Source organism: Streptomyces sp. NPDC026301, assembly GCF_055567935.1.
Genome location: NZ_JBVHPN010000017.1, coordinates 134,250 through 160,496, shown reverse-complemented (window position 1 = coordinate 160,496; position 26,247 = coordinate 134,250). Strand labels below are relative to the sequence as shown.

Annotated in this window: 20 protein-coding genes; 8 read left to right on the top strand and 12 right to left on the bottom strand. The window is 71.5% G+C overall.

What is annotated here, in order from left to right; translation table 11 throughout:
• The coding region (locus tag ACZ4MH_RS27415) for an NHL repeat-containing protein (protein ID WP_467754741.1) at window positions 1-1,144 on the top strand (1,144 nt) is incomplete at its 5' end.
• 18 nt (window positions 1,145-1,162) lie between these two features.
• Here the strand turns inward: ACZ4MH_RS27415 and ACZ4MH_RS27410 are convergent.
• The 6 genes from ACZ4MH_RS27410 to ACZ4MH_RS27385 all read right to left on the bottom strand — a co-directional run bounded on the left by ACZ4MH_RS27410 (window position 1,163) and on the right by ACZ4MH_RS27385 (window position 9,106).
• On the bottom strand, window positions 1,163-1,987 hold the full coding sequence (locus ACZ4MH_RS27410) for a helix-turn-helix domain-containing protein (protein ID WP_467754740.1): 825 nt from the start codon (window positions 1,985-1,987) through the stop codon (window positions 1,163-1,165).
• A 91-nt stretch (window positions 1,988-2,078) separates the two neighbouring features.
• Window positions 2,079-3,062 carry a hypothetical protein gene (locus ACZ4MH_RS27405; protein WP_351586748.1) on the bottom strand — a complete coding sequence of 328 codons (984 nt, stop codon included), beginning with the start codon at window positions 3,060-3,062 and terminating at the stop codon, window positions 2,079-2,081.
• 344 nt (window positions 3,063-3,406) lie between these two features.
• A complete protein-coding gene (locus tag ACZ4MH_RS27400; protein WP_031050192.1) occupies window positions 3,407-3,634 on the bottom strand; it encodes a DUF6458 family protein in 228 nt (75 codons plus the stop codon).
• Window positions 3,635-3,737: 103 nt separating this feature from the next.
• A complete protein-coding gene (locus ACZ4MH_RS27395) occupies window positions 3,738-5,669 on the bottom strand; it encodes an AfsR/SARP family transcriptional regulator (RefSeq protein ID WP_351586746.1) in 1,932 nt (643 codons plus the stop codon).
• 1 nt (window position 5,670) lies between these two features.
• Window positions 5,671-6,987 (bottom strand): M18 family aminopeptidase, encoded by a 1,317-nt coding sequence (locus ACZ4MH_RS27390; protein WP_351586744.1) that lies wholly within the window; start codon window positions 6,985-6,987, stop codon window positions 5,671-5,673.
• Window positions 6,988-7,279: 292 nt separating this feature from the next.
• Complete coding sequence (locus tag ACZ4MH_RS27385; protein ID WP_351586742.1) at window positions 7,280-9,106, bottom strand: acyl-CoA dehydrogenase; 1,827 nt, start codon at window positions 9,104-9,106, stop codon at window positions 7,280-7,282.
• A 132-nt stretch (window positions 9,107-9,238) separates the two neighbouring features.
• Between ACZ4MH_RS27385 and ACZ4MH_RS27380 the strand changes: the two genes are divergently transcribed.
• From ACZ4MH_RS27380 to ACZ4MH_RS27370, 3 genes are all read left to right on the top strand, one after another.
• On the top strand, window positions 9,239-9,712 hold the full coding sequence (locus ACZ4MH_RS27380; protein ID WP_031050204.1) for an SseB family protein: 474 nt from the start codon (window positions 9,239-9,241) through the stop codon (window positions 9,710-9,712).
• 189 nt (window positions 9,713-9,901) lie between these two features.
• Window positions 9,902-10,855, top strand: coding sequence for a pirin family protein (locus tag ACZ4MH_RS27375; RefSeq protein WP_351586740.1), 954 nt, complete (start codon window positions 9,902-9,904; stop codon window positions 10,853-10,855).
• A 160-nt stretch (window positions 10,856-11,015) separates the two neighbouring features.
• Window positions 11,016-12,155 (top strand): AI-2E family transporter, encoded by a 1,140-nt coding sequence (locus ACZ4MH_RS27370; RefSeq protein WP_351586738.1) that lies wholly within the window; start codon window positions 11,016-11,018, stop codon window positions 12,153-12,155.
• Here ACZ4MH_RS27370 and ACZ4MH_RS27365 read toward each other — a convergent pair.
• On the bottom strand, window positions 12,062-14,254 hold the full coding sequence (locus tag ACZ4MH_RS27365; RefSeq protein ID WP_351586736.1) for an ATP-binding SpoIIE family protein phosphatase: 2,193 nt from the start codon (window positions 14,252-14,254) through the stop codon (window positions 12,062-12,064). The two genes, ACZ4MH_RS27370 and ACZ4MH_RS27365, sit on opposite strands and share 94 nt — an antisense overlap.
• 249 nt (window positions 14,255-14,503) lie before the next feature.
• On the opposite strand from ACZ4MH_RS27365, the gene aspS reads away from it, so the two are divergent.
• Window positions 14,504-16,267, top strand: a complete 1,764-nt coding sequence (aspS, locus tag ACZ4MH_RS27360; protein WP_351586734.1) for an aspartate--tRNA ligase — start codon at window positions 14,504-14,506, stop codon at window positions 16,265-16,267.
• 67 nt (window positions 16,268-16,334) lie between these two features.
• Here the strand turns inward: aspS and metG are convergent, their stop codons facing one another.
• A complete protein-coding gene (gene metG / locus ACZ4MH_RS27355; RefSeq protein WP_351586732.1) occupies window positions 16,335-18,044 on the bottom strand; it encodes a methionine--tRNA ligase in 1,710 nt (569 codons plus the stop codon).
• Between the two features lie 193 nt (window positions 18,045-18,237).
• Here metG and ACZ4MH_RS27350 point away from each other — a divergent pair, with 193 nt between their 5' ends.
• Window positions 18,238-18,426 (top strand): DUF397 domain-containing protein, encoded by a 189-nt coding sequence (locus ACZ4MH_RS27350; RefSeq protein ID WP_351586730.1) that lies wholly within the window; start codon window positions 18,238-18,240, stop codon window positions 18,424-18,426.
• 80 nt (window positions 18,427-18,506) lie between these two features.
• Here the strand turns inward: ACZ4MH_RS27350 and ACZ4MH_RS27345 are convergent, their stop codons facing one another.
• Both ACZ4MH_RS27345 and ligD read right to left on the bottom strand, forming a co-directional pair.
• Complete coding sequence (locus tag ACZ4MH_RS27345) at window positions 18,507-20,207, bottom strand: vWA domain-containing protein (RefSeq protein ID WP_351586728.1); 1,701 nt, start codon at window positions 20,205-20,207, stop codon at window positions 18,507-18,509.
• Between the two features lie 278 nt (window positions 20,208-20,485).
• Window positions 20,486-21,460, bottom strand: coding sequence for a non-homologous end-joining DNA ligase (ligD, locus tag ACZ4MH_RS27340; protein ID WP_351586726.1), 975 nt, complete (start codon window positions 21,458-21,460; stop codon window positions 20,486-20,488).
• Window positions 21,461-21,657: 197 nt separating this feature from the next.
• Here ligD and ACZ4MH_RS27335 point away from each other — a divergent pair, with 197 nt between their 5' ends.
• Complete coding sequence (locus tag ACZ4MH_RS27335) at window positions 21,658-22,599, top strand: NADP-dependent oxidoreductase (protein WP_351586724.1); 942 nt, start codon at window positions 21,658-21,660, stop codon at window positions 22,597-22,599.
• On the opposite strand, the gene ACZ4MH_RS27330 is transcribed toward ACZ4MH_RS27335, so the two are convergent.
• Together ACZ4MH_RS27330 and ACZ4MH_RS27325 are read right to left on the bottom strand one after the other, a co-directional pair.
• Window positions 22,586-23,563 (bottom strand): hypothetical protein, encoded by a 978-nt coding sequence (locus ACZ4MH_RS27330; RefSeq protein ID WP_467754739.1) that lies wholly within the window; start codon window positions 23,561-23,563, stop codon window positions 22,586-22,588. The two genes, ACZ4MH_RS27335 and ACZ4MH_RS27330, sit on opposite strands and share 14 nt — an antisense overlap.
• A 121-nt stretch (window positions 23,564-23,684) precedes the next feature.
• Entirely contained in the window at window positions 23,685-24,707 is a 1,023-nt protein-coding gene (locus tag ACZ4MH_RS27325) for a cation diffusion facilitator family transporter (protein ID WP_351601668.1), read from the bottom strand.
• Between the two features lie 315 nt (window positions 24,708-25,022).
• On the opposite strand from ACZ4MH_RS27325, the gene ACZ4MH_RS27320 reads away from it, so the two are divergent.
• On the top strand, window positions 25,023-26,213 hold the full coding sequence (locus ACZ4MH_RS27320; protein WP_351601673.1) for a cytochrome P450: 1,191 nt from the start codon (window positions 25,023-25,025) through the stop codon (window positions 26,211-26,213).
• Window positions 26,214-26,247 lie beyond the last annotated feature (34 nt).

Sequence of the window (26,247 nt, the reverse complement as noted above, 5' to 3'; positions counted from 1 at the left end):
CTTCAGCGAGCCGCAGGGCCTCGCGCTGCTGCCGGACGGCACGGTGATCGTCGCCGACACGGTCAACCACGCGCTGCGCACGTTCGACCCGGCCACCGGCGAGGTCGCGACCGTCGCCGGCACCGGCAAGCAGTGGTGGCAGGGCTCGCCCACCGAGGGCCCGGCCCGCGAGGTGGACCTCTCCTCGCCGTGGGACGTGGCGTACTTCGACGGCCGGGTGTGGATCGCCATGGCCGGCGTGCACCAGCTGTGGACGTACGACCCGGAGACGGGCACCGTACGCGCCGCGGCGGGCACCACCAACGAGGGTCTGGTGGACGGGCCGGCCGCCGAGGCGTGGTTCGCGCAGCCGTCGGGCCTGGCCGCCGCCGAGGACCGGCTGTGGATCGCCGACTCCGAGACCAGCGCGGTGCGCTGGATCGACCGCGAGGGCGTCGTGCACACGGCCGTGGGCACCGGCCTCTTCGACTTCGGGCACCGCGACGGCGCCGCCGACCAGGCGCTGCTGCAGCACCCGCTGGGCGTCACCGCGCTGCCGGACGGCTCGGTCGCGGTCTCGGACACGTACAACCACGCGCTGCGCCGCTTCACTCCGCCGATTGAGGAGGGCGCGACCGGCGAGGTCACGACCCTCGCCACCGATCTGCGCGAGCCCTCCGACGCGGTGCTCGTCGGCGACGACATCGTCGTCGTGGAGTCGGCCCGGCACCGGCTGACCCGGCTGCGGCTGCCCGAGGAGGCGGTACGGGTGGAGTCGGTCGCGCACCGCACCCAGCGCGCCGCCACCGAGGTGGCCCCCGGCCGGCTCCGGCTGGACGTGGTCTTCCAGGCACCGGCCGGGCAGAAGCTGGACACCCGCTACGGCCCGTCCACCCGGCTGCTGGTCAGCTCGACCCCGCCGGAGCTGCTGGCGGAGGGCGAGGGCGCGGGCACCGACCTCGGCCGGGACCTGGTCCTCGCCGACGGGGTCACCGAGGGCGTGCTGCACGTCTCGGCCATGGCCGCGTCCTGCGACGACGCCCCGGACATCGAGTACCCGGCCTGCCATGTGCACCAGCAGGACTGGGGCGTGCCGGTCACGGTCACCGCGGACGGGACCGCCCGGCTCGGACTCGTCCTGGCGGGGCTGGACAGCGACGCGTAAACCGGGAGCGGACCCCGATCACTCGCAGTTGTCGAGCGTCGAGTACTGAAGCTGGTCGGGGTCGATCCGGATGCCGGGCATCCACAGCTCCTTGCCGTCCTGCCGGACCTCGAACCAGATACTGCTGTGGCCGCCGACCTCGTCGGTGACGGTGACGCCGTTGGCGATCCGGCACTCGGCGGTCAACTGGTCGCCGTGCCAGACGTGACCGCCGATGTTGGACGGCCGGTAGGCCAGGTACGGGTCCATGGCCAGCCCCATGGAGCATTCGCGCGTGTGCTTGGACCGGCATTCCTTGTCGACGTTGTGGACGGTGATGCGCTCCGTGCCCTTGGCCGCCGGTGTTTCACGTGAAACACCGTGGCCCGAGGCGCCGTTGTCGTCGATCAGGCTCCACGTCACGACGGCTGCGACCGCGAGGACCGCGGCCGTGGCCGCGCCCACGAGGACCGGCTTCAGCCGGGGTGTGGTTTTCGGCGGCTGTATCGGTGCGCTGCCGGACACCTCCGCGCTCTCCGTGCCGCCCGCCGCTGCCTCGTTGGCCAGGTGCAGCAGCCGTACCAGCTCCGGCAGCCGGTCCTCGCCGGTGAAGGAGAGCTTGCACCACTGCACGAGCAGTCGCTCGTCGGGCAGGCTCTGCCCGCGCAGGTAACGGGACAGGGAGGATCTGCTGGCCGGCAGCCGGGTTTCCAGGTCCTTCAGGCTCAGACCCAGTTCGCCATGCATGTGCCGCAGGCCGGACACGAAGTCGCGTACCGGTCCGTCGAGTTGGTCGGGCAGGGGTGCGAGCGGCTTGCGACGGGGATTGGTGGTGCGGTTCGGTTTCCCTTGCACGCACGGCATTTCAGCACAACCGCGGCACGCACCGCGAGAGGCACTTCCGCTCCCCTGCGGCGGAAGTGCCTCTCGTTACAGGATCCGGAAACCGCCCGGATCAGTCCGTGAACTTCACGGGGCGGTAGGGCTTGAACTCGCCGCCGTTGAGCCCGTAGGTGAGGGACCGGTGGTCGGTGCCGTGGCCGCCGCGCTGCTCGTACGCGGTGTAGGAGGTGTGCGCGGGGTTGTCCCACTTCTCGAACATCACGACGTGCCGGGTGTTGTTGTCGCCCGCCGCGTCGATGAGCAGGTCACCGGGCTTCAGGTCGTTGACGGCGATCGGCCGGGTGATCCTGGAGCTGGTGAGGCCCACGGTGTTGGTGCCGGGGGCGCCCAGGTTCAGCGCCATGGAGACGTAGCCGGAGCAGTCCTGGCGGTAGCCGTCCTTCCAGTTCTTCGCCTGGCTGTAGGGCACCTGCGCACCGTTGTTGGCGGTCAGCCAGGTGGCCGCGCGCTGCAGCGCCTCGCCGCGGGTGCCGCCGGGCGTCGGGGCCGGCGGCGGGCCGCCCTGTACGGGCACGCCCGGCAGCGAGTCCTGCGGGATGTCGACCGCGACGACGCTGAGGAAGCCGGTCACCGGGCCGGTGAGGTGCGCCATGTAGGTCGAGCAGGAGCTGCCCTCGCAGACCTTCTTGCCCGTGTTGACCTGGTAGTCGGCCGTGATCCTGTCCTGGCCCGGCGCGTCCTTGTTGATCATGCCGACGGACGGCGAGTTGGTGTCCGGCGAGGCGTGCACCACCCAGCGCGTCCCCCAGGTCGGGAAGGTGCTGCCGGCCGCGTTCTTCGTGATGGTGGCGGCCGAGCCGCCCTGCGTCGTCAGGTCGGCCTTGGTGTCCCGCGCCGTGACGGTGGTCTGCGCGGCGGCCTTGGTACCGGTGTCCGCCTTGGCGGCACCGCCCGAGCAGGCCGTGATGCCGGAGATGCCGATGCCCGCGGCGGCGATCGCGGGCAGGACCCTGCGGAGCGCCGCCCTGCGGGGCGTACGGGCCGGTCCCCGGGTGCGGGAAGTCGTGCGGAACGTGGTGTCGTCGGTCTGCGACATGATGGATTCCCCTCGTTTGACGGAGGCGGCCGGGGCGTCGTGCCGATCGGCCGCCTCGGCGACGAGAACCATCATTGGGCGGGGAACAGGGGGAATCCGGGGCTGTCGTGTCCCATGGGACATCCCACCCGCCAGGACGTCCCGGGAGCGGTGCCGACCTGCGAGGACGTCGGCGTGGGACGGCGCGCGCGAGACGTCGGCCGGGCGGGTGCGGGACATGACGGGACGTGCAGGCACACAGAAGGGGCGCCCGCGCGGTCCTCGCGCGGGCGCCCCTTCAAGTCCTTGGTGGTCCGGTCTTCGTTCTCCGGGCCGGTCGAGGTGGTTGCTGAGCCGCGGTGTCGTCACTCGTAGCCGTGCCGATGGGTCTCCTCGATCACGGGCGCCGCGGGCGGCGGTGGCTGCATGCGCCGCCGCTTGAAGATGCTGACGTAAGCGGCGATACCGATGATGCCGACCGCCATCAGGATCAGACCCACGAGATCGAGGTTGACCCCGGCCATGTGCCAGTCCACCGCGAAGGTCAGGATTCCTCCGGCGGCGAGCAGACCGATGCACCAGCCGATGCCCATGATGTGCGCCTCCTCTGGATCGGCGGTTCCGGGCAGGTCCCGCGCCGAGTACCCGGGCGCGGGACCGTCAATCAGCGGCCCGTCAATCCAGCAGTGCCGTACCTCAGTTGTTCGGCTCCGTCCCTTCCGGCTCTCCCGTACCGTCCCGGGCGAAGAGCTGGGTCAGGGCGCTGATCGTGTAGACGTCCGTGGCCTTCTCGTCGACCAGGTGCATCTCGGCCAGCCGGGCCAGCCCGTCCTGCGTGTGCTCCAGGTCCGAGCCGGCCAGGGCCGCCGCCGCCGAGGCGTTCAGCTGTCCGTCCGTACTGGTCGCCAGCGCGCTCAGCAGCCGCGCGTCGGCCGCCGAGAGCCGGGCCACGGACATCCGCAGCGCCGAGGCGATCCCGGTGTCCTCAGCGGAGAGCAGCGACAGCCGGCGCCGCTCGTCGCGCAGCGCGGCCGCCAGCCGGGCCAGCCGCCAGCGCGGCCGGGCGGTCAGCTGGGCGACCGCGGCGCGCAGCGCCAACGGCAGCCCGTCACACAGCTCGACCAGCTCGCGGGCGGCCTCCGGGTCCTCGTCCACCCGGTCGGCGCCGAGCATCGCGCCCAGCAGCGCGACGCCCTCCGTCACGCCGAACACCTGCAGCCCGACCGGCCGGGCGCAGTCCGTGGCCACGAGACCGTCCAGCCTGCTCCGGCTGGTCACGATGGTGGCGCAGCCGGGGCCGCCGGGCAGCAGCGGCCGCACCTGTGCCGAGCTGCGGGCGTTGTCCAGTACGACCAGCAGCCGACGGTCCGCGACCAGCGAGCGGTACAGCGCGGACGCGGCTGCGGGGGACGACGGTACGGCGTCCTCCGGCGTCCCCAGTGCGGTGAGGAAGAAGCGCAGTACGGCGGCCGGTTCGGTCGCGTCGCCCTCCCCGAAACCGCGCAGGTCGGCGAAGAGCTGCCCGTCGGGGAAGTCGGCGGCGTGCTGGTGTGCCCACTGCACGGCACACGCGGTCTTGCCGACCCCGGCCGGGCCGGTCACGACCGCCAGCGGGCTGTCGCTGTCCGGACCGGAGTCGCCGGTCAGCGCCGCGGTGAGCCGGTCAAGCGCCGCTCCGCGGCCGAGGAAGCGGGCCGGTGGCCGGGGCAGCAGCCGGGGCGGGACCGGGCCCGTACCGGCGCCACCGTCCGTGCTGCCAGAGGCAGTTGGCCCGGTTTCACGTGAAACCCCCGCCGCCGGCCGTTCGGCACCGCTCTCCGTACCGGCCCCGGCGCCCGGAGCGCCCGCCGTGCGGGCTGCCGGTACCGTGCCGGTGCCCGGCGCCGCCTCCTCCGCCCGCAGGATCTCCTCGTACGCTCCCCGCAGCCGCGCACCCGGATCGACGCCCAGCTCCTCGCTGAGCAGCCGCCGGGTGCGGTGGTACCAGTCCAGCGCGTCCGACTGGCGGCCCGTACGGAACAGCGCCCGCATCAGGGCGGCGATCAGCCCCTCCCGCAGCGGGTGCTGCACCGCGGCGGTGTACAGCACGGACGCGGCCTGTGCGTGCTCGCCCAGCGCGCTGTGCGCGCGGGCCAGCGTCTCCACGGCCGTCAACCGCCGCTCGTCCAGCGCGTGCGTGGCGGCGGCGAACGGCGGGCTGCTGACCGTGCCGGTCAGCGCGGGGCCGCGCCACAGCCCGAGCGCCTCCCGCAGCAGCGGCACGGCGTCGGCCGGTGCCGCCTCGGGCCGGGCCAGCGAGACCAGTTCACCGAAGCGGTGGGCGTCGATCAGCTCTTCGGGAAGCCGCAGCAGGTACGCCGAGCCGTGCGTGGCCAGCTCCACGCCGTACGCGTCGGCGCCGCCCGCCGCGAGCGTGGCGCGCAGCCGCGACACGTGTCCCTGCACGACCGTACGGGCGTGCTCGGGCGGCTCGTCCTCCCACAGGGAGTCGATCAACTGCTCCAGCGGGACGGTGGTGTTGGGCCGCAGGAGCAGCAGCGCGAGCACGCTGCGCCGCTTGGCGGGCCCGAGCGCGAGTTCGCCCGCGGCGGTGGTGACGCTGACCGGACCCAGCAGGGAGAACTCCAACTCAGCCCTCCAGGAAGGCTGTCAGGGCCGCGGCCAGCAGATGCGGGTCTTCGGCGCCGCACAGTTCGCGCGCCGAGTGCATCGAGAGGATCGCGACACCGATGTCGACGGTGGTGATGCCGTGCCGGGCGGCGGTGATCGGGCCGATCGTCGTGCCGCACGGCATGGAGTTGTTCGAGACGAAGTTCTGCCACGGCACGCCGGCCCGCTCGCAGGCGTCGGCGAAGACCGCGCGGCCGCCGCCGTCGGTGGCGTACCGCTGGTTGACGTTGACCTTCAGGATCGGTCCGCCGTTGGGCATCGGGTGGTGGCCCGGCTCGTGCCGCTCGGTGTAGTTCGGGTGGACGGCGTGGCCGGTGTCGGAGGACAGGCAGACCGTGCCGGCGAAGGCGCGCGCCCGGTCCTCGTAACCGCCGCCGCGCGCGAAGACCGAACGCTCCAGCACGGTGCCCAGCAGCGGGCCGTCGGCGCCGGTGTCGGACTGGCTGCCGTTCTCCTCGTGGTCGAAGGCGGCCAGCACCGGGATGCAGGTCAGGCCGTCCTGTGCGGAGGCGGCGGCGAGCGCGGCCGTACCAGCGTGCACCGACAGCAGGTTGTCCATCCGCGGCCCGGCGACCAGCTCCTGGTCCCGGCCCAGGTAGGCGGGTGGCTCGACGCTGTGCACCATCAGGTCCCATCCGCGCACCTCGCCGGCGGAGAGCCCCGCCTCCTCCTCGACGAAGGAGATCAGGCCGCCCTCCTGGACCTCGCCCAGGCCCCAGATCGGCGTCATGTGGCGCTGCTTGTCGAGCTTGAGGCCGTCGGCGTTGACCGACCGGTCCAGGTGCACGGCCAGCTGCGGTACGCGCAGCAGCGGCCGGTCGACGTTGACCAGTCGATGGCTGCCGTCCCGCAGCGTCACCCGGCCCGACAGGCCCAGGTCCCGGTCGAGCCAGGTGTTGAGCAGCGTGCCGCCGTAGATCTCGACCGCGATCTGCCGCCAGCCGCGCGCCCCCGTGTCCGGGATCGGCTTCACGCGGAGGTTCGGCGAGTCGGTGTGCGCCCCGACGATGCGGAAGGGGGTCGCGGGGGTCGCGCCTTCGGGGACGTACCAGGCGATGAGGGCGCCGCCGCGGAGCACGTACTTGCCGCCCGCCGAGTCCGCGGCGCCGGCCGCCGATGCCTCGGTCCAGTCGTCGGTCTCGGCGACCTGCCGGAAGCCGGCCTTCTCCAGCCGGGCGGCCGCGTTCGCCACCGCGTGGTACGGCGACGGGCTCGCGGCGAGGAAGGACATCAGGTCGTCGGTGTGGCCGCGATCGAAGCGGACAGATGTGCTCATGGATTCAGCATAAGGACGCGTCGCACCGGGTGGGTGTTGTGCCGTACGGATGAGTGGAATCCGGCGTCGGTGTGGCCGGTGTTACTCCTGTGCTCAACGGGGTTCAGGTGACCGGCCATAGTCGGCCATACCCGCTCGAACACCGAAGGCGCCGCCAAAAACCGCCGATGGCCTTGCCAGGAACCGCAGACGGTCCCGCCAGGAACCGCCGGTGGCCCCGCCCGGAACGGACCGGACGGGGCCACGGGAACGGCAGGCAGGGCACGGGGCCCGGCGCCGGCTCAGCGGCGGATCAGAACGCCGCCTCGTCCAGCTCCATCAGCGACTGGTCGACGGACTCGGCGAGCCCGCGCTGCACGGCGACGCCCGGCAGGACGTTGTGCGCGAAGAACTTCGCCGCCGCGATCTTGCCCTGGTAGAACGCCTTGTCCTTGGTGGAGGCGGTCGCCAGCTTCTCCTGCGCCACCGCGGCGCCCTTCAGCAGCAGGTAGCCGATGACGACGTCACCGGAGGCCAGCAGCAGGCGCGTGGTGTTCAGGCCCACCTTGTAGATGGACTTGACGTCGTTCTCCGTGGCGGCGAGGTCGGTCAGCATCGCGCCGACGATCGCCTCCAGGTCGCCGGCGGCCTTGCCCAGCTCGCCGCGTGCGCCCTCCAGCTCCTCGCCGCCGACCGCCTCGGCCAGGAACTTCTTGATGGTCTCCGAGAGCGTGGTCAGCGCCGCGCCCTGGTTGCGGACGATCTTCCGGAAGAAGAAGTCCTGGCCCTGGATGGCGGTGGTGCCCTCGTAGAGCGTGTCGATCTTGGAGTCCCGGATGTACTGCTCGATCGGGTACTCCTGCAGGTAGCCGGAGCCGCCGAAGGTCTGCAGCGACTGGGCCAGCTGCTCGTAGGACTTCTCCGAGCCGTAGCCCTTCACGATCGGCAGCAGCAGGTCGTTCAGCGCGTGCTCGGCGGACGCGTCCTCGCCGGCCGTCTCCTTGATCAGGATCTCGTCCTGGACGGTGGCCGTGTAGAGCACCAGGGCGCGCATGCCCTCCGCGTACGCCTTCTGCGTCATCAGCGAGCGGCGCACGTCGGGGTGGTGGGTGATCGTGACGCGCGGCGCCTTCTTGTCGGTGAAGGCGGCCAGGTCCGGGCCCTGCACGCGCTCCTTGGCGTACTCCAGCGCGTTCAGGTAGCCGGTGGACAGGGTCGCGATGGCCTTCGTGCCGACCATCATCCGGGCGAACTCGATGATGCGGAACATCTGGCGGATGCCGTCGTGCTTCTCGCCGATGAGCCAGCCCTTGGCAGGGTGCTTGTCGCCGAAGGTCATCTCGCAGGTGTTGGACGCCTTGAGGCCCATCTTGTGCTCGACGTTGGTGGCGTAGACGCCGTTACGGGCGCCCAGCTCGCCGGTCTCGAAGTCGAACTCGTACTTCGGGACGAGGAAGAGCGAGAGGCCCTTGGTGCCCGGGCCGTGGCCCTCGGGGCGCGCGAGCACGTAGTGAAGGATGTTCTCCGACATGTCGTGCTCACCGGAGGTGATGAAGCGCTTCACACCCTCGATGTGCCAGGAGCCGTCCTCCTGCTTGACCGCCTTGGTGCGCCCGGCGCCGACGTCCGAACCCGCGTCGGGCTCGGTCAGCACCATCGTGGAGCCCCAGCCCTTCTCGGTGGCGACCTTGGCGATGTGCTTCTGCTGCTCGGTGCCCTCCTCGAAGAGGACGCCGGCGAAGGCCGGGCCGGAGGCGTACATCCACACGGCCGGGTTCGAGCCCAGGATGGACTCGGCGAAGGCCCACAGCAGGGAGCGCGGCGTCGTGGTGCCGCCGATCTCCTCCGGGACGCCCAGCCGCCACCACTCGGCGTCCATGTACGCCTGGTAGCTCTTCTTGAAGGACGCCGGGACCGGCGCGGTGTTGGTCTCGGGGTCGAAGACCGGCGGGTTGCGGTCGGCGTCGGTGTACGACTCGGCCAGCTCGTTCTCCGCGAGCCGGGCGATCTCGGACAGCACGCTCTTGGCGGTGTCGACGTCCATGTCCGCGAACGGGCCGGTGCCGTACACGCTGTCGCGGCCGAGCACCTCGAAGAGGTTGAACTCGATGTCGCGGAGATTCGACTTGTAGTGCCCCATGGCGACGGCTCCCGTAATCCTTCGTGAGGAGATCCTCAAACACATACCAGGTAGTAGCATCTAGGATGCTACCCGTCGGTAATAAGAAGCAACCCCTAACGGCCCATCTGTGACTCAGTACGCTTTGCAGCTATGTACGGCTACGACCAGAACGTGGGCGCGGGTCAGCAGGGTTACGGCGCTGCGCCGCCCCCGCCGCAGCAGGCTCCTGGCGGTTACGGCGGGCAGCCGCTGTATCCGGAGCCGTCCCCTCCCTCCCTCGCCGACGCGGTGCGCGCCTTCACCACGGGTTCGATGTCGGCCGAGGACTTCCAGGGGATCTTCTCGACGTCCAAGGTGTACTGCCCGCGGGGTGACAACCCGGGATTCCTGGCGCTGCACAACACCCAGCAGCCGGTGATCCCGATGTTCACCTCGCTCAAGGAGCTGCGCGCCTACGCCGGCAAGGAGTCGAAGTACTTCGTGATCACCGGCGCCGAGGTCCTCGACCTGCTGCCGACGGGGTACGGCTTCGTGCTCGACATGGAGGGCGAGCACCGCATGGTGTTCGACGCCAAGGCGGTGGAGCAGATGGTCGACTTCGCGATGCGGCGGATGTATGGCTGACCGCCGTCGCTCTGTGTACGGCTGATCCCGTCCAGTACTTGATCCGGTGGGCCGGTCGCGTGGGTACGCGACCGGCCCACCGGTTTGTTCACCTCGCTGACCTGCGGAGACACCTTCGGGAATGAAGTGCGGCTTGCGGGTTGTTCAGTGTTCAACTAAATTGAACGTGGAACGACCGAGGAGGCCGTCATGCCCGCAGTGACCGTTGAGAACCCGCTGACCCTGCCGCGCGTCGCGGCGCCCGCCGAGGGGCGGCAGCGCTCCGCACTCGCCGTATCGACCGCGCCCAGCGGTTTCGAGGGCGAGGGCTTTCCCGTGCGTCGTGCCTTCGCCGGCATCGACTACAAGCACCTCGACCCGTTCATCATGATGGACCAGATGGGCGAGGTGGAGTACGCGCCGGGCGAGCCGAAGGGCACGCCCTGGCACCCGCACCGCGGCTTCGAGACGGTCACGTACCTGATCGACGGCACCTTCGTGCACCAGGACTCGCACGGTGGCGGCGGCACCATCAACGACGGCGACACCCAGTGGATGACGGCGGGCTCCGGCCTGCTGCACATCGAGGCGCCGCCGGAGTCGCTGGTGATGTCCGGCGGTCTCTTCCACGGCCTGCAGCTGTGGGTGAACCTGCCGAAGCGCGACAAGATGATGGCCCCCCGCTACCAGGACATCGGTGGCGGCCAGGTCAAGCTGCTGACCTCGTCCGACGGCGGTGCGCTGCTGCGGCTGATCGCGGGCGACATCGGCGGGCACGAGGGCCCCGGCATCACGCACACGCCGATCACGATGATGCACGTCTCGCTCAACCCGGGCGCCGAGCTGACGCTGCCCTGGCGCGCCGACTTCAACGCGCTGGCGTACGGGCTGGCCGGGCGCGGCACGGCGGGCCCCGAGGGCCGTCCGTTCCGCATGGGCCAGACGGTCGTCTTCGGCGCCGGTGACTCGCTCACCATCAAGGCGGACGCGACCCAGGAGTCCCGCAGCCCGAACTTCGAGGTCGTGCTGCTCGGCGGGCAGCCCATCCGCGAGCCGATGATGCACTACGGCCCGTTCGTGATGAACACGCACGCCGAGCTTGCCCAGGCGTTCGAGGACTTCCAGGCCGGCCGCCTCGGCACGATCCCGGCTGCCGCCGGCTGATCCGACTCACCCACGGCCGTGCCCGGCGTTTCACGTGAAACGCCGGGCACGGCTTCGTGCTGTGCGGGCGCCGGGATCCGGCCGCCGGTCGAGTGCCGGCCGTGTCCGGCCGGGCGCGCAGTTCCCCGCGCCCCTGCGGGGCACGTGGTGGACTGGTCCCGTGCAGAAGCGGACGAAGACGGATGAACGGGAAGCGCTGCTTCCCCTTGGAGCTCGCCGGGCCGCGGCCTGGTGCGGACTGCTGCTGCTGGTCGCGGCGGTGGTCGCGGTCGCCGTATGGCTGACCGTGACCCTGAAGGCGGCCGTGACGCCCGTCCTGCTGGCCCTGCTGGGCAGCGCCCTGCTCGGGCCGGTGTACCGGCGGCTGGTCGCGATGAAGCTCAACCGGTCGCTGGCGTCCGGGCTGACCTGCGTCGTACTGCTGGTGGTCGTCGGCGGCGCCGGGTACATCGTGGTGTCGGCGCTGGTCGACACCGGCGACCAGATCGTGTCCTCGGTGCAGCGGGCGACCCGGGAGCTCACCAAGCACCTGGGCGCCACCGGCACCTCGCTGGGCGACCTGACGGCGAACGCCAAGCAACTGGTGCAGAAGTTCGGCGGCCGGGCCGCGACCGGGCTGCTCTCCGGTCTCAGCCTGGTCGGCCAGACGGTGGCCGCCGGCGTGCTGGCGCTGCTGCTGACGTTCTTCTTCCTGCGGGACGCGGAGCGGGCGGTGGGCGTCTTGCGGTCCTGGGCGCCGGGCGGGTCCGGGCCGCAGCTGGAGCGGATGGCGCGGCGCGGCTTCGAGGCCGTGGAGGGCTTCATGCGCGGGACCACGGTCATCGCGCTGATCGACGCCATCTGCATCACGGTCGGGCTGCTGATCCTGGGGGTGCCGGGCGCGGTCGGGCTGGGCGCGCTGGTCTTCGTCGGCGCGTACATCCCGTACCTCGGCGCGTTCATCTCCGGCGCGGTCTCGGTACTGGTCGCGCTGGCCGACCGCGGGTTCGTGATCGCGCTGTGGGCGCTGGGCGTCGTACTGGCCGTGCAGGTGCTCGAAGGGCACGTCCTGCAGCCGATGATCCAGAGCCGTACCGTGCACATGCACCCGGCCGTGGTGCTGCTGGCGATCACCGCGGGCGCGAGCGTGGCGGGCATCCTCGGGATGCTGCTGGCCGTGCCGCTGACGGCGGCGGCGACCGGCATCCTGTCAGAGCTGCACGAGCACTACGCGGCTGGTTCGGAGAGCGAGGAGCCGGGCAGCGAGGGGCCGCCGTCCGGCGGTTCCTCCGGGGACACGTCCGGCGGCGCCCCGGCCTGAGCCGCGTCCGCTGCCGCGCCGGCCCGGTCCTGCGCGTCCTCGTACAGCTCGAACCAGATGGACTTGCCGTCCCCGCGCGGATTCACGCCCCACGCGCCGGCCAGCAGCTCCATCAGCACCAGGCCGCGCCCGGAGGAGGCCAGCTCGCCGGGGCGGCGGCGGTGCGGCAGCTCGTCGCTGCTGTCGGCCACGTCCACCCGGACGCACCGGGAGCCCTTCACGCCGGAGATCTCGGCGATCAGCAGAGCGTCGCCGTCGGTGTGCAGCAGGACGTTGGTGACCATCTCGGAGACCATCAGCGCTGCCGAGTCGATCTGGTCCTCGTCGGCCCAGTCGTGCAGCACGTCGCGGATCTGGCCGCGGGCCTCGGAGATCCGCTCCGGCTCGGCCTGCGCGATGGTCAGGACCGTGCGGCGCACGGGCGCGCGCGGCTCCAGCCCGCCGGTGCCGATGGCGCAGCTGCCGCCCTCGCGGCGGTCGGCCAGCCGCCCGGTGGTGTGGTGCGAGGACGGCCCGTGCACGGCCTGTACCAGCGCGTCGGCGAGCTTTTCGAGGCTGTCACCGGACTCCGGTTCCTCGTGGCTCTCGATGATGTCCCGCAGCCGCGCCCAGCCGCTCTCCAGGTCGTGCCCGCCGGTCTCGATGAGCCCGTCCGTGCAGACCAGCATCGTTTCGCCGGGCTCCAGGACCAGCCGGGTGGTGGGGTAGTCGGTGTCCGGATGGATGCCCAGCGGGAGCCCGCCGGCGGTCGGCCGTACCAGCATCGTGCCGTCGGTCATCCGGATGGCGGGGTCGGGGTGGCCGGCGCGGGCGATGTCCAGCAGCCCCGTGGCCGGGTCGACCTCGATGTAGAGGCAGGTGGCGAAGCGCGGGTCCAGCCCCTCGGCCTCGGCGTCGTTCAGGCCCGAGAGGAAGCGGGAGGCGCGGGAGAGCACGGCGTCGGGGTGGTGGCCCTCCGAGGCGTAGGCACGCAGCGCGATCCGCAGCTGGCCCATCAGCCCCGCCGCCCGTACGTCGTGCCCCTGTACGTCCCCGATGACCAGGGCGATCCGGCCGGAGGGCAGCGTGATCATGTCGTACCAGTCGCCGCCGACCTCCAGGCCGCCGCCGGTGGGGACGTACCGCGCGGCCACCGCCATGCCGGGGATGTCCGGCTGCACCGTCGGCATCATGCTGCGCTGCAGGCCCGTCGTCAGCTCCAGCTGCGACTCCTGGTCGCCGGCCCGGTGCAGCGCCTGGGCGAGCATCCGGGCGACGGTGGTGAGCACGGAGCGCTCGTCGGGTGTGAAGGCGACGCGGTGGGCGAAGGCGGCCATCCAGGCGCCGACCGTCCGGCCGGCGCTGATCAGCGGCAGGAAGGCCCAGGACTGGCGGTCGAAGTGCGCGGCCATCGGCCAGGTCGCGGGGAACCGGCGGCGGTACTCCTCCGGGGAGGGGAGGTAGATGGCGCGTCCGGTCTGTATCACCTCGGCGGCCGGGTATTCGGTGTTCAGGGACATGTCGACGAACGGCTGCTCGTCCCCGGGGCGGTGTCCGTGGTGCCCGATGACCGATATGCGGTCGCCCTTGATGCCGAAGACGGCCAGTCCGTCGGGCATGAACCCGGGCATGGACAGGCCGGCCGCCACCCGCAGCACCTCCTCGGTGGAGCGCGCCTCGGCCAGCGCGCGGCCCGCGTCCAGCAGGAATGCCTCGCGGGAGCGGCGCCAGTCGCCGGTGACGGGGGTGCGCGCCGCGGACGTGCCCGGCTGCGCCTCGGGGACCTCCTGGAGGGTGCCGACCAGCTCGTAACTGTTGTCCAGCGGCGTGACGCGCGCCCGGCAGCGGACGACGCGCAGGACCTTGCCGTCGGTGTCCATGACCCGCAGCCGGCCCTCGGCGAGGGTGCCCTCGGTCAGCGCGAGGTGGACGACGCCGTTGATCTCTGCGAAGTCGACGGCGTGGAAACGGGAGCGGATGAAGGCTTCGCTGAAGTCGGCGGGCTCCTCGGGCAGCCCGAGGAGCCTGGCCGCCTCGGCGTCCAGCCTCACCTTGCCCACTGCGTGGTCCCAGTGCCACAGGCCGGTGCCGATGGCGGCCAGGACGTCCTTGGTGCGCATTGCATCACTTTATGTGGGTTTCACGGAGGCTCACCAGTGCGAAGGACGTGACCCTGGTCCCATGGTGTTCGTACGAGGGGCTCACGAGGGTCTTGTCGTGGATATGGCGACCCGGAGCGGCGGGGCGGAGCGGTAACCTGGAGCGGTTATGCCAATCCTGGGGTGATCATCGGGTGCCGACCGGGAGCCGACGACCCGGCCTCCCTTCCCCCGTTGCCCCACCTCGACTCGCGACGACTTGGATGAGCGATGCATCGGTACCGGTCCCATAACTGCGGCGAGCTCCGGGCCGCGGACGTCGACACGGACGTCCGCCTCAGCGGCTGGCTGCACAATCGACGTGACCTGGGCGGCATCCTCTTCATCGATCTGCGCGACCACCACGGCATCACGCAGCTCGTCGCCCGCCCCGGCACCCCCGCCAACGAGGCGCTCGGCTCCCTGACCAAGGAGTCCGTCGTCCGCATCGACGGCAAGGTCAGCGCCCGCGGCGCGGACAACATCAACCCCGACCTGCCCACCGGCGAGGTCGAGATCGAGGTCTCCGCGGTCGAGGTGCTCGGCGCCGCCGAGCAGATCCCCTTCACGATCAACGCCGAGGACGGGGTGAACGAGGAGAAGCGCCTGGAGTACCGCTTCCTCGACCTCCGCCGCGAGCGCATGCACCGCAACATCATGCTGCGCACGGCCGTCATCTCCGCCATCCGCCAGAAGATGGTGACGCTTGGCTTCAACGAGATGGCGACGCCGATCCTGTCCGCGACCTCCCCCGAGGGCGCGCGCGACTTCCTGGTCCCCTCCCGCCTGCACGCCGGCAAGTTCTACGCACTGCCGCAGGCCCCGCAGCAGTTCAAGCAGCTGCTGATGATCGCGGGCTTCGACCGGTACTTCCAGATCGCGCCGTGCTTCCGCGACGAGGACGCCCGCGCGGACCGCTCGCCCGGCGAGTTCTACCAGCTCGACATCGAGATGAGCTTCGTCGAGCAGGAGGACGTCTTCCAGCCCGTCGAGAAGCTGATGACCGAGCTCTTCACGGAGTTCGGCGGCGGCCGCGAGGTCACCTCGCCGTTCCCGCGCATCCCGTTCCGCGAGGCGATGCTCAAGTACGGCAACGACAAGCCGGACCTGCGCGCCAAGCTGGAGCTGGTGGACGTCTCCGACGTCTTCGCGGGCTCCGGTTTCAAGGCGTTCGCCGGCAAGCACGTCCGCGCGCTCGCCGTGCCGGACACCGCCGACCAGTCGCGGAAGTTCTTCGACGGGCTCGGTGAGTACGCCGTCGAGCAGGGCGCGAAGGGCCTGGCCTGGGTCCGCGTCGGCGAGGAGAACACCCTCACCGGCCCGATCGCCAAGTTCCTCACCGAGGACGACGTCAAGGCGCTGGTCACGGCCCTGGACCTGAAGCCCGGCCACGCCGTCTTCTTCGGCGCGGGCGAGTTCGACGAGGTCTCCAAGATCATGGGCGCGGTCCGCGTCGAGGCCGCCAAGCGCGCGGGCCACTTCGAAGAGGGCGTCTTCCGCTTCTGCTGGATCGTCGACTTCCCGATGTTCGAGAAGGACGAGGAGACCGGCAAGATCGAGTTCTCCCACAACCCCTTCTCGATGCCGCAGGGCGGTCTCGAAGCCCTCGAGACCAAGGACCCGCTGGACATCCTGGCCTGGCAGTACGACATCGTCTGCAACGGCGTCGAGCTGTCCTCCGGCGCGATCCGTAACCACGAGCCCGAGGTCATGTACAAGGCCTTCTCGATCGCCGGTTACGACAAGGACACCGTCGAGGCCGAGTTCGGCGGCATGCTCCGCGCGTTCAAGTTCGGCGCCCCGCCGCACGGCGGCATCGCCCCCGGCGTCGACCGCATCGTCATGCTCCTCGCCGACGAGCCGAACATCCGCGAGACGATCGCCTTCCCCCTCAACGGCAACGCCCAGGACCTCCTCATGGGCGCCCCCAGCGAGGTCGACGAGTCCCGCCTGAAGGAACTCCACCTCTCGCTGCGCAAGCCGCAGGCGAAGTAGGCGGCACATACGCCCGAGGGGCCCGGAACCAAACGGTTCCGGGCCCCTCGGCGTGTGCTGTGTGCGTTTACTCCTCGCCGCCGAAGCGCTCCTTGTAGGAGGTCAGGTCGTCTTCGGTGATCTTGGCGAAGAGGACCGGGGGGACGGTGAAGGAGGTGCCGGCCGGGACCGTGGACAGGGCGCGGGCCTCGTCGGCGGTGATCCACAGGGCCGTGTCGTCGGCGAGCGCGAACGCGGCGCGCATGGCCTTCGCCGAGGACGGGATGAACGGCTCGGAGATCACCGAGTACAGGTGGATGAGGTTCATCGCCGTACGGAGGGTGAGCGCGGCCGCGTCCTGGTCGGTCTTGATCTCCAGCCAGGGGGCCTTCTCCTCCAGGTAGGAGTTGCCCGTGCTCCACAGGGCGCGCAGTGCCGCCGCGGCCTTGCGGAACTGCATGGCCTCCATGTGCTCCTCGTACTCGGCGAGGAGGCGGGCGATCTCCTCGCCGAGCTTCGCCTCGGCCTCGCCGGCCTCGGCGCCCGCCGGGACCTCGTCACCGAAGCGCTTCCGCGAGAAGGAGAGCACGCGGTTGACGAAGTTGCCGAGGGTGTCGGCCAGGTCCTTGTTGACCGAGGAGGAGAACAGCTCCCAGGTGAAGGAGGTGTCGTCGGACTCCGGCGCGTTCGCCATCAGGAAGTAGCGCCAGTAGTCGGCGGGCAGCAGCTCCAGCGCCGCGTCGGTGAAGATGCCGCGCCGCTGCGAGGTGGAGAACTTGCCGCCGTAGTAGTTCAGCCAGTTGAACGCCTTGAGGAAGTCGACCTTCTTCCACGGCTCACGGGTGCCCAGCTGGGTCGCCGGGAACATCACGCTGTGGAACGGCACGTTGTCCTTGGCCATGAACTCCGTGTACCGGACGTCGTCGGCCTCGTACCACCACGACTTCCAGTCGCGGTTCTCCGGGTCGACGTCCGCCCACTCCTTCGTCGAGCCGATGTACTCGATCGGCGCGTCGAACCAGACGTAGAAGACCTTGCCCTCGGCGGCCAGGTCCGGCCAGACGTCGGCCGGCACCGGCACGCCCCAGTCCAGGTCGCGGGTGATCGCGCGGTCGTGCAGGCCCTCGGTCAGCCACTTGCGGGCGATGGAGGAGGCCAGCGTCGGCCAGTCCTCACCGGCCTCGTCGATGAACTTCTCGACCTCGCCCTGCAGCTTGGACTGGAGCAGGAAGAGGTGCTTGGTGTCCCGCACCTCCAGGTCGCTGCTGCCGCTGATCGCCGAGCGGGCGTCGATCAGGTCGGTCGGGTCCAGCACGCGGGTGCAGTTCTCGCACTGGTCGCCGCGGGCCTTGTCGTAACCGCAGTGCGGGCACGTGCCGACGATGTACCGGTCGGGCAGGAAGCGCTCGTCGGCGTTCGAGTAGACCTGGCGGATCGCCCGCTCCTCGATGAAGCCGTTCTCGTGCAGCTTGCGCGCGAAGTGCTGGGTCAGCTCGACGTTCTCCGGCGAGGAGCTGCGCCCGAAGTGGTCGAAGGCGAGGCCGAAGCCGTCGTAGATCGCCTTCTGGGCGTCGTGCTGCTCGGCGCAGAACGCGTCGACGGGCAGGCCGGCGTCCTTCGCGGCCAGCTCGGCGGGGGTGCCGTGCTCGTCGGTCGCGCAGATGTACAGCACGTCGTGCCCGCGCTGGCGCAGATACCGGGAGTACACATCGGCCGGGAGCATGGACCCCACCATGTTGCCCAGGTGCTTGATCCCGTTGATGTACGGAAGGGCGCTGGTGATGAGGTGTCGAGCCATTGCCGGCTGCTCCCAAGTCGCTACGGTGAGTGATTTTTTGCACTACGGAACGCCAATATCGTACTCGCCCGGACGGGGGCCACCGCGCCCCATTTCGGCTCGTGGACTCCTGTACGCATGGTGTGCAGGCGACCGGGGATGCTGTGAGTACCTGGGGAAGCGATGCGCGGCATCGAGGGGTGGCGGAGGGGCCATGGGTGACGGGCTGACGTGGTTCACGTCGAGCTACAGCGAGTACGAGGACGCCGCCTGTGTGGAGGTCGCGGCCGCGGCTGGATCGGTGCATGTGCGGGATTCGAAGCGGGTGGACGCGGAGACGCCGCGGCTGACGTTCTCGTCGGCGGCATGGTCGCTGTTCATCGCGTACACGACGGCGGACTGAGGCGCGGGGCTGAAGTATGAAGCGCGACGGCCCGGCCGCTCCGCGTGGGAGCCGCCGGGCCGTGTGCCGGTCGTGCCGGGTCAGCCGGTCTTGCTGTTCTTGCCGTTCTTCCGGTTCTTGCGGTCCTTGAGTACGCCCGCGGCGCGGGCCTCGGTGAGCCACTCGGGGAACTCGATCATCAGCTGCGCGTAGAGGTCGGCGTCGGCCAGGGCGCGCGGGTCGCGGCCGGCGTGGAAGAAGCCGGCGTTGTCGACCTTCCGCTTCTCCGGTACGGCGAGGTCGTCCAGCTTGCGCAGGAAGTCGAAGCCCTTGGCCTCGGGGTCGCCGAAGCCGACGAACTGCCAGAAGATCGGCAGCCCGGCCGCCTCGCACAGCGCCTTCTCGGCGGCGGGCTTGGAGGTGGGGGCGCCGTCGGTCTGGAAGATCACGAACGCGGGAGCGGTCGTCTTCGACTTCTTGTAGTGGTCGACGACGGCCTTGATCGCCCAGTGGTAGTTGGTCCGACCCATGTGGCCGAGGCCCGCGTGCAGTTCCTCGATGCGGCCCTCGTAGCCGGTCAGGTCGAGGTCGGCGGTGCCGTCGATGTCGGTGGAGAAGAAGACGACGGGGACGGTGCCGTCGTCGTCGAGGTGCGCGGAGAGGCCGAGGGCCTGCTCGGCGAGGTGCTGGACGGTGCCGTCCTTGTAGTAGTTGCGCATCGAACCGGAGCGGTCGAGCGCGAGGTAGACGGCGGCGCGCTGAGCGGTCAGGCCCTGCTTCTCCAGCGCCGCACCGGCGTCCTTGTACAGGCTGACCAGCCCGGGCGCGACGTCCTCGACCTTGGCGAGGGAGAGGGCGGGACGGGCTTCGCCGTCGGCGGGCGCGGCTGCGTCTGCGGCTGCGGGCGCCGCTGCCTCTGCGGGCGCGGGGACCGGCTCGGCGGGGGCCTCGGTCGTGGCCTCGGCGGGGGATTCTGTGCGGGCGGCGGGGATGGTGGCCGCGGGGGTGGGCTCGGGCTCGGGCTCGGCGACGACCTCGGGCTCGGCCTCCGGCTGGGCCTCGGCCTTCGGCTCGTCGGCCTGCGGTTCCGCCGCCTTCGGCTCCTCGGCCGGGGCCTCGGTCTTCGGCTCTTCGGCCTTCGGCTGGTCGGCCGGGGCCTCGGCCGTGACCTGCTCGGCGTCGGCGGTCACCGGCTCGGGCTCGGCGGCCACCGGCTCAGCGGCCACCGGCTCGGCCGCCTCGGGCTCCGTCTTGATCTCAGGCTCGACCTCGACCTCGTCCTTGGCCTCGACCTCAGCGCTCGTCGCGGCCTTCGGCTCCTCGACCTCGACCTCGGCCTCGACCTCGGTCGTGGCCGCGGCCTTGGCCTCCGCAGGCGGCTCCTCCGCAGGCGCCGCTTCCGCAGGTGCCGCTTCCGCGGGCGTCGGCTCGGCGGAGCGCTGCTCCGTCACCTCCGGCTTCACCGCCGACGGGCGGTCGAAGGCCTCTCTCACCAGGTCCGAGATGTCGGCGGCATCCGAAGAGGCGGCCGAAGCCGCGAGTACCGCGGCGCCCGCCGCGGGCGCGGTCTCCGCGTACGCCGGCTCCGGACGGGCCGGTGCCTGTTCCGTACGGGCCGCCGGGACCTCCGTCTCCGCGGTCGGCGCGGCCTCCGTCACCGCGTCCGCCGAGGGGGCCGACTCCTCGCGGGCCTCCGGGATGGCCGCCTCGTCGGTGGCCTCCGTCGCCGCGACGGCATCCGGTTCCTTACTGGCCGCCTTGGAGCGACCGAAAGCGTTGCGCAGCAGACTCCGAATGCCCATCGGCGTACCTCTCGTGCGTGTGGTGGCGTGCGTATGTGCTGGGTGCGGCGAATGTCCGTTTGAGCGAGGCGCGTGCTGACCAGGACGGACACCAAAGGGTAGCGGCCTGCCCCTGTCGCATCGTGGGACCCCGCGTGCCGTGTGCCGGTACGAGCCGAAGCCACCCGGATTCGCCGTCGGTTCATCTTTTTGTCGCCGCGTGTCGGGCCTGTCCCCGTACCGTCGCGGCCGATCACCCGACGCACCGTCACCACCCCGCTCCGGGCGGGCGTGGTGTCCTACTCCGAGGGCAGCCGCTTCGCCGCCGCGCTCACCGACCGGCCGCGCCAGCCGTCACCGGACCACGGGTCGGCCGCCGCCAGCCGTTCGGGCGCGGTACGCAGCGTCCAGCGCCGGGCGTTCAGCTCCGGGTCGTCCAGTTCCTCGCGGGTGATCGGCATGGCCACCGGCGCGCCCGGCTTGGCGCGGACGCTGTAGGGCGCGACCGCGGTCTGCGCGTAGGCGTTGCGCTGCACGTCGAGGTAGATGCGGCCGCGGCCGCCCTTCGTGGGGCGGTCGGCCTTGCGCTGCTCGGTGGTGAGCCGGTCCGGGTGGCGGTCGGCGAGCAGCTCCGCGGCGCGGTGCGCGAAGTCCCGTACCGCGTCGTAGTCGGACTTGGCGTCCAGCGGCGCGATGACGTGCAGGCCGCGCGAGCCGGTGGTCATCAGCCGGACGGGCAGCCGGACTTCGTCCCACAGCTCGCAGACCCGCGCCGCCGCCCAGCGCACGTCCTCGAAGTCCGCGCCCTCCGACGGGTCCAGGTCGACGATCAGGAGGTCGGGGTCGTTGGGGGTGTCCTCGCGGGACAGCCAGCGGTGCTGGGTCAGCGATGCCTGCCCGGCGAGGTACACGAGCGTGGCGGCGTCGTCGCAGACGACGTGCGTCACCTTGCCGCCGGCCTTCTCCTGGACGGAGGTGCGCACCCAGTCGGGGAAGTAGTCCGGCGCGTTCTTCTGCATCAGCGGGCGGCCGCCGATGCCGTCCGGGTGTCGCTCCATCATCAGGGGGCGGCCGCGCAGATGGGGCAGCGCGCGCGGGGCGACCGCCCGGTAGTGCTCGGCCACGTCCAGCTTCGTGATGCCGTCGTCGGGGAAGAGCACCTTGTCCGGGCGGCTGATCGCGACGGTGCGCCGGCCCGCCCGTACGGTCTCCTCGCCCTTCGCGCGCCCGCTGCCGGGGCGCCCGTCGTTCTTGTCGCCCTTGTCGCCCTTCATGAGGGGGAGGAGTAACCGCACCGGCCGTGTGCCAAACCCACCGCCGCCGCGCCGCGGCCGCCCTTGGGGACGGCCGTACGAGTTGCTTCCGGGGCATGGCCCTTTCGCCTGCCGCGCCGGGCGGCACCGGCGTGCTTACGATCCCCGGCAGGGGCCGGACAGGGGCCGGGGTACGGAGAGGTGGAAGGAACACCACGATGAGAGCCGTAGCAGTCAGTGCCTTCGGGGCCGAGCCCGAGCTGATGGACCTGCCGCAGCCCGAGCCGGGACCCGGCGAGGTGCTGGTCGCGATGGCGGTCGCCGGGCTGAATCCGGTCGACTGGAAGATCGCCGACGGCATGCTGAAGGACGCCGTGCCGCACTCCTTCCCGCTGATCCTCGGGACCGACGGGGCGGGCGAGGTGGTCGCGGTCGGCCCCGACGTGCGCCGCTGCACGGTCGGCGACCAGGTCTTCGGGCAGTTCCAGCTGGTCGGCAGGGGCGGTGGTTCGTACGCGGACTACGCCGTCGCCTCGGAGGACGCGGTCGCCCCCGCGCCGCGCAACGTCACGTACGCGACCTCGGCGGCGGTGCCGACGGCCGGCATGTCCGCGTACAACCTCGTGGAGGAGACCCGGGTCGCGGAGGGCAAGCGGGTGCTGGTCGTGGGCGCGACCGGCGGCGTCGGCACGTTCGTCACGCAGCTCGCGGCGCAGCGCGGCGCCGAGGTGATCGCCACGGCCCGGGCGGGCAGCGCGGAGCTGATGGGGCAGTTCGGCGCGGCGGTCACGGTGGACCACACGGAGGGGCCGGTGGCCCAGCAGGTGCGGGCGGCTCACCCGGACGGCGTGGACATCCTGATCGACCTGGTCAGCGGCCCGGAAGCGTTCGCGGACATGACGCAGGTCGTACGGGACGGGGGCACGGTCGTGTCCACCGTCGGCGCGGCCGACACGGACATGCTCATCGAGCACAACCTGCGCGGCTTCAACTTCCTCAACCGGCCCTCGCCGCAGCTGCTGTCCATCCTCGCCGACCAGCTCGACGCGGGCCGGCTCACCGTCCTGATCACCAGTGAGGTGCAGCTGGAGGACGCCCCGGCGGCCCTCGCCCGCAGCCGCACGGGCCGGGCACAGGGCAAGACCGTCATCGGTCTCTGAGCGCCCGGCGGACCCGCACGCGCCTCGCCAGGATTCCCGACAGGACGGCGGCGAGCCCCGCGGTGAGCCCCGTGGCGAGCAGCGCCCCGCCGCCGAGCCGGGCGCGCGCGGTGAGCGTGTCGTACACCGCCGAGCCCGCCGCGCCGGACACCGCCGAGGGCAGCGCGTCCAGGGCGTACCCGCGGGCGGCGGCGAACGCGGCGAGCAGGAGCGCGCCGCCCGCCGCGCAGCCCAGGCCGGTACCGATCAGCGCCCGCCGGCGGCGCGGTGCCAGCAGCAGCCCGGCCGCCAGGCTCAGCACCGCCGCGACGGGCAGCAGCCGGCCGAGCGTCCGCACCGCCGCGTACGGACCGCGGGCCTCGGCGACCTCGTCGGACCGCAGCAGCACGAGCGTGGTGCCGGAGACATGGACGCGCTGGATCAGGCGGGCACCGGCCGGCACGGTGTGGACGAGGCGGGCCCGGGCCCGGTCGACGACGGGCTGCAGGTCGAGCACGACAGGCCGGCCGCCGGGTGAGGAGAGCGCGGTGACGAGAGAGGCGTGGGTGGTGCCGTTGACGCGGCTCCACAGGGCGGGGAAGGAACGGGAGGTGACCACACCGCGGATCTGGGTGGCCACGAACTCTCTTACTCCGCGGGTGAACCGCTCGCGCACCGCGGGGCGTTCGGCCGGCGGCACGGCGTCCACCAGGGGCGACAGGTCCACCCGGCGCATCACCTCATCGGTGATCGCGGTGACCATGTTCCGCTGGACGGCCGGGTCGCGGGAGAGCGGTGCCGTGGTGGCGGTGTAGCGGGCGGTGTCGGTCAGCTCGGCGCGCGCCCAGCCCATGGCGAGGGCCGGCGGGGCCAGGAGACAGCCGAGGACCAGCAGCACGGTGGCCAGGATGGCGCGCAGTCGGTGGCGGGCCGGTACGCGGCGTGCGGGCGGAGCACCGGTGCGGGCCGGCGCGCTCGCTGCCATGTCTCCTCCGTTTCACGTGAAACCGAAACCCGTCCCGAGTAACCCGACACGACCACCTCATCACAGGCACGGAGAAGTCCGGCGTCGCGCCGCCCGCCGACGCGCCGTTGCGGACGGCCGTTCAGTGGTCGTGCGGCCCCGAGCGGTGCACCGGCCCGTGCGTGTCCGCGCAGTGGGCGCCGGAGGGCTGGTCGGCGTCGGCGTCCTGGCGGTCCCCGATGCGCAGCAGCTCCCCGCCGCCGTCCTGTTCGCCCAGGTGGTCGACCTGGAGCGTGGCGTGCGTGATGCCGTACTCCGCGGCGAGCAGCTCCTGCAGCGTGCGGCGGACCTTGTGGCAGTCGCCGCCGGGCGCGACCAGTACGTGCGCGGAGAGCGCGGGGTCGCCGGAGGTGATCTCCCAGACGTGCAGGTCGTGGACCTCCACGACCTGGTCGGCGGCGACCAGCCGGTCGCCCAGCGCGTCCGGGTCCACCCCGGCGGGCGCGGCCTCCATGAAGATCCGGCCCGAGTCGCGCACCAGGCCGATGCCGGCCTTGAGCATCAGCGCGACCACCAGCAGCGATGCGATGGCGTCCGCCCGGGCGAAGCCGGTGGTCAGCACGACCGCACCGGCCACCGCCGTGGCGATGAAGCCGAACAGGTCGGTGAGGATGTGCTGGTAGGCGCCCTCGACGTTCAGGCTGGAGCGATTGGCCTTCGAAAGGCACCAGGTCGCGACGAGGTTCACCACGACCCCGGCGAGGGCGGTGACGAGGACCAGGCCGCCGGTGACCTCGGGCGGCTCCAGGAGCCGGGTGACCGCCTCGTACGCCAGCCAGACCGACAGCACCAGCAGCGTGACGCCGTTGGCCTGCGCGGAGAGGATCTCGGCGCGCTTGAGGCCGTACGTGTAGCCGCCGCGCGCCGGACGGGCCGCCAGCCGCATCGCGATCAGCGCGAGCACGATCGAGGCGGCGTCGGTGAGCATGTGGGCTGCGTCGGAGATCAGCGCCAGGGACCGGGCGACGAAGCCGATCACGACCTCGACGGCCATGAACGCGGTGATCAGGATCAGCGCGGCCCGCAGCCAGCGGCGGTCCGCGTCCGCGGCCACCGCGTGGGAGTGGCCCGAGTGATCGCTGTGCGCGTGGGCGTGCCCCGTCATGGCCCACTCCCTCCTGGGTCGGGCGGCAAGGCTGCCGCAAAGCCGCTCGAACGAAGCAAACCGCACTTCGGCAAAAGATCCAAAGGCTGCATCGGTACCCGTTGTCATTCCCCGGAAGTCTGCGCATCGCCGCAGGTCAGGGCGGTAACCGCAAAAGTGGTTGCAGAGGCCGTCTTGAAAGGGCGACGAGCAGGAACGATCTTGGTGGGGATCGCAGCACCCCCACCCACACACTCCCAGGGAGCGTTCTTGGCCGCGAACCGAGAAGCGAACCGAGAAGCGAACCGAGCAGTGCCGGACCGAGCAGCGCCGGACATGCTGTCGCCGGAGTTCACGGCGGATCCGTACGCCGCGTACCGCGTCCTGCGCGACGACTTCCCGCTGCTCCACCACGAGGCGACCCAGAGCTACATAGTGTCCCGGTACGAGGACGTCGAACGGGCCTTCAAGGACCCGGCGTTCACCACCGACAACTACGACTGGCAGCTGGAGCCGGTGCACGGCCGGACCATCCTGCAGATGAGCGGCCGCGAGCACTCCGTACGGCGTGCGCTGGTCGCGCCCGCCTTCCGCGGCGTCCCGCTCCAGGAGACCTTCCAGCCGGTCATCGAGCGCAACGCGCGCGAGCTGATCGACGGCTTCCGCGACGCGGGCCGGGCCGACCTCGTCGCGCAGTTCGCGACCCGCTTCCCGGTCAACGTCATCGTCGACATGCTCGGCCTGGACCGCGCCGATCACGACCGCTTCCACCGCTGGTACACCGCGATCATCGGCTTCCTCGGCAATCTGAGCCAGGACCCGGAGGTCGCGGCGGCCGGGCTGCGCACCCAGGAGGAGTTCGCCGCGTACATGCTTCCGATCATCCGGGAGCGGCGCGAGAACCTCGGCGACGACCTGCTCTCCACCCTCTGCGCCGCCGAGATCGACGGCACGCGGATGAGCGACGAGGACATCAAGGCGTTCTGCAGTCTGCTGCTGACCGCGGGCGGCGAGACCACCGACAAGGCGATCTCCAGCATCATGCACAACCTGCTGCGCCACCCCGAGCAGCTGGCCGCCGTGCGCGCGGACCGGTCGCTGATCGAGCGGGCCTTCGCGGAGACGCTGCGGTTCACTCCCCCGGTCCACATGATCATGCGCCAGACGGCGGAGGAGGTCACGATCGGCGGCGGCAAGGTGCCGGCCGGGGCTACGGTGACCTGCCTGATCGGCGCGGCGGGCCGGGACGAGCGGCGGTACGCCGACCCGGACACCTTCGACATCTTCCGCGCCGACCTCAAGGCGACGACGGCCTTCTCCGCCGCCGCCGACCACCTGGCCTTCGCGCTCGGCCGGCACTTCTGCGTCGGCGCTCTGCTGGCCAAGGCCGAGGTGGAGGCCGGCGTCGGGCAGCTGCTGGACGCGCTGCCGGACGCGGCGCTCGAGGACGGCTTCGTCCCGCGGGAACAGGGCGTCTTCACCCGCGGCCTGGACGCGCTGCCGGTCCGCTTCACGCCGGTGGGCTGACGCGGACGGACCGGGTGCTGTACGGGTACGGCCC

Coding starts and splice junctions, on each gene's coding strand:
- ACZ4MH_RS27410 (WP_467754740.1), bottom strand. CDS start 1,987: ATGCCGTGCGTGCAAGGGAAACCGAACCGCACCACCAATCCCCGTCGC.
- ACZ4MH_RS27405 (WP_351586748.1), bottom strand. CDS start 3,062: ATGTCGCAGACCGACGACACCACGTTCCGCACGACTTCCCGCACCCGG.
- ACZ4MH_RS27400 (WP_031050192.1), bottom strand. CDS start 3,634: ATGGGCATCGGCTGGTGCATCGGTCTGCTCGCCGCCGGAGGAATCCTG.
- ACZ4MH_RS27390 (WP_351586744.1), bottom strand. CDS start 6,987: ATGAGCACATCTGTCCGCTTCGATCGCGGCCACACCGACGACCTGATG.
- ACZ4MH_RS27385 (WP_351586742.1), bottom strand. CDS start 9,106: ATGGGGCACTACAAGTCGAATCTCCGCGACATCGAGTTCAACCTCTTC.
- ACZ4MH_RS27380 (WP_031050204.1), top strand. CDS start 9,239: ATGTACGGCTACGACCAGAACGTGGGCGCGGGTCAGCAGGGTTACGGC.
- ACZ4MH_RS27375 (WP_351586740.1), top strand. CDS start 9,902: ATGCCCGCAGTGACCGTTGAGAACCCGCTGACCCTGCCGCGCGTCGCG.
- ACZ4MH_RS27365 (WP_351586736.1), bottom strand. CDS start 14,254: ATGCGCACCAAGGACGTCCTGGCCGCCATCGGCACCGGCCTGTGGCAC.
- aspS (WP_351586734.1), top strand. CDS start 14,504: ATGCATCGGTACCGGTCCCATAACTGCGGCGAGCTCCGGGCCGCGGAC.
- metG (WP_351586732.1), bottom strand. CDS start 18,044: ATGGCTCGACACCTCATCACCAGCGCCCTTCCGTACATCAACGGGATC.
- ACZ4MH_RS27350 (WP_351586730.1), top strand. CDS start 18,238: ATGGGTGACGGGCTGACGTGGTTCACGTCGAGCTACAGCGAGTACGAG.
- ACZ4MH_RS27345 (WP_351586728.1), bottom strand. CDS start 20,207: ATGGGCATTCGGAGTCTGCTGCGCAACGCTTTCGGTCGCTCCAAGGCG.
- ligD (WP_351586726.1), bottom strand. CDS start 21,460: ATGAAGGGCGACAAGGGCGACAAGAACGACGGGCGCCCCGGCAGCGGG.
- ACZ4MH_RS27335 (WP_351586724.1), top strand. CDS start 21,658: ATGAGAGCCGTAGCAGTCAGTGCCTTCGGGGCCGAGCCCGAGCTGATG.
- ACZ4MH_RS27330 (WP_467754739.1), bottom strand. CDS start 23,563: ATGGCAGCGAGCGCGCCGGCCCGCACCGGTGCTCCGCCCGCACGCCGC.
- ACZ4MH_RS27325 (WP_351601668.1), bottom strand. CDS start 24,707: ATGACGGGGCACGCCCACGCGCACAGCGATCACTCGGGCCACTCCCAC.
- ACZ4MH_RS27320 (WP_351601673.1), top strand. CDS start 25,023: ATGCTGTCGCCGGAGTTCACGGCGGATCCGTACGCCGCGTACCGCGTC.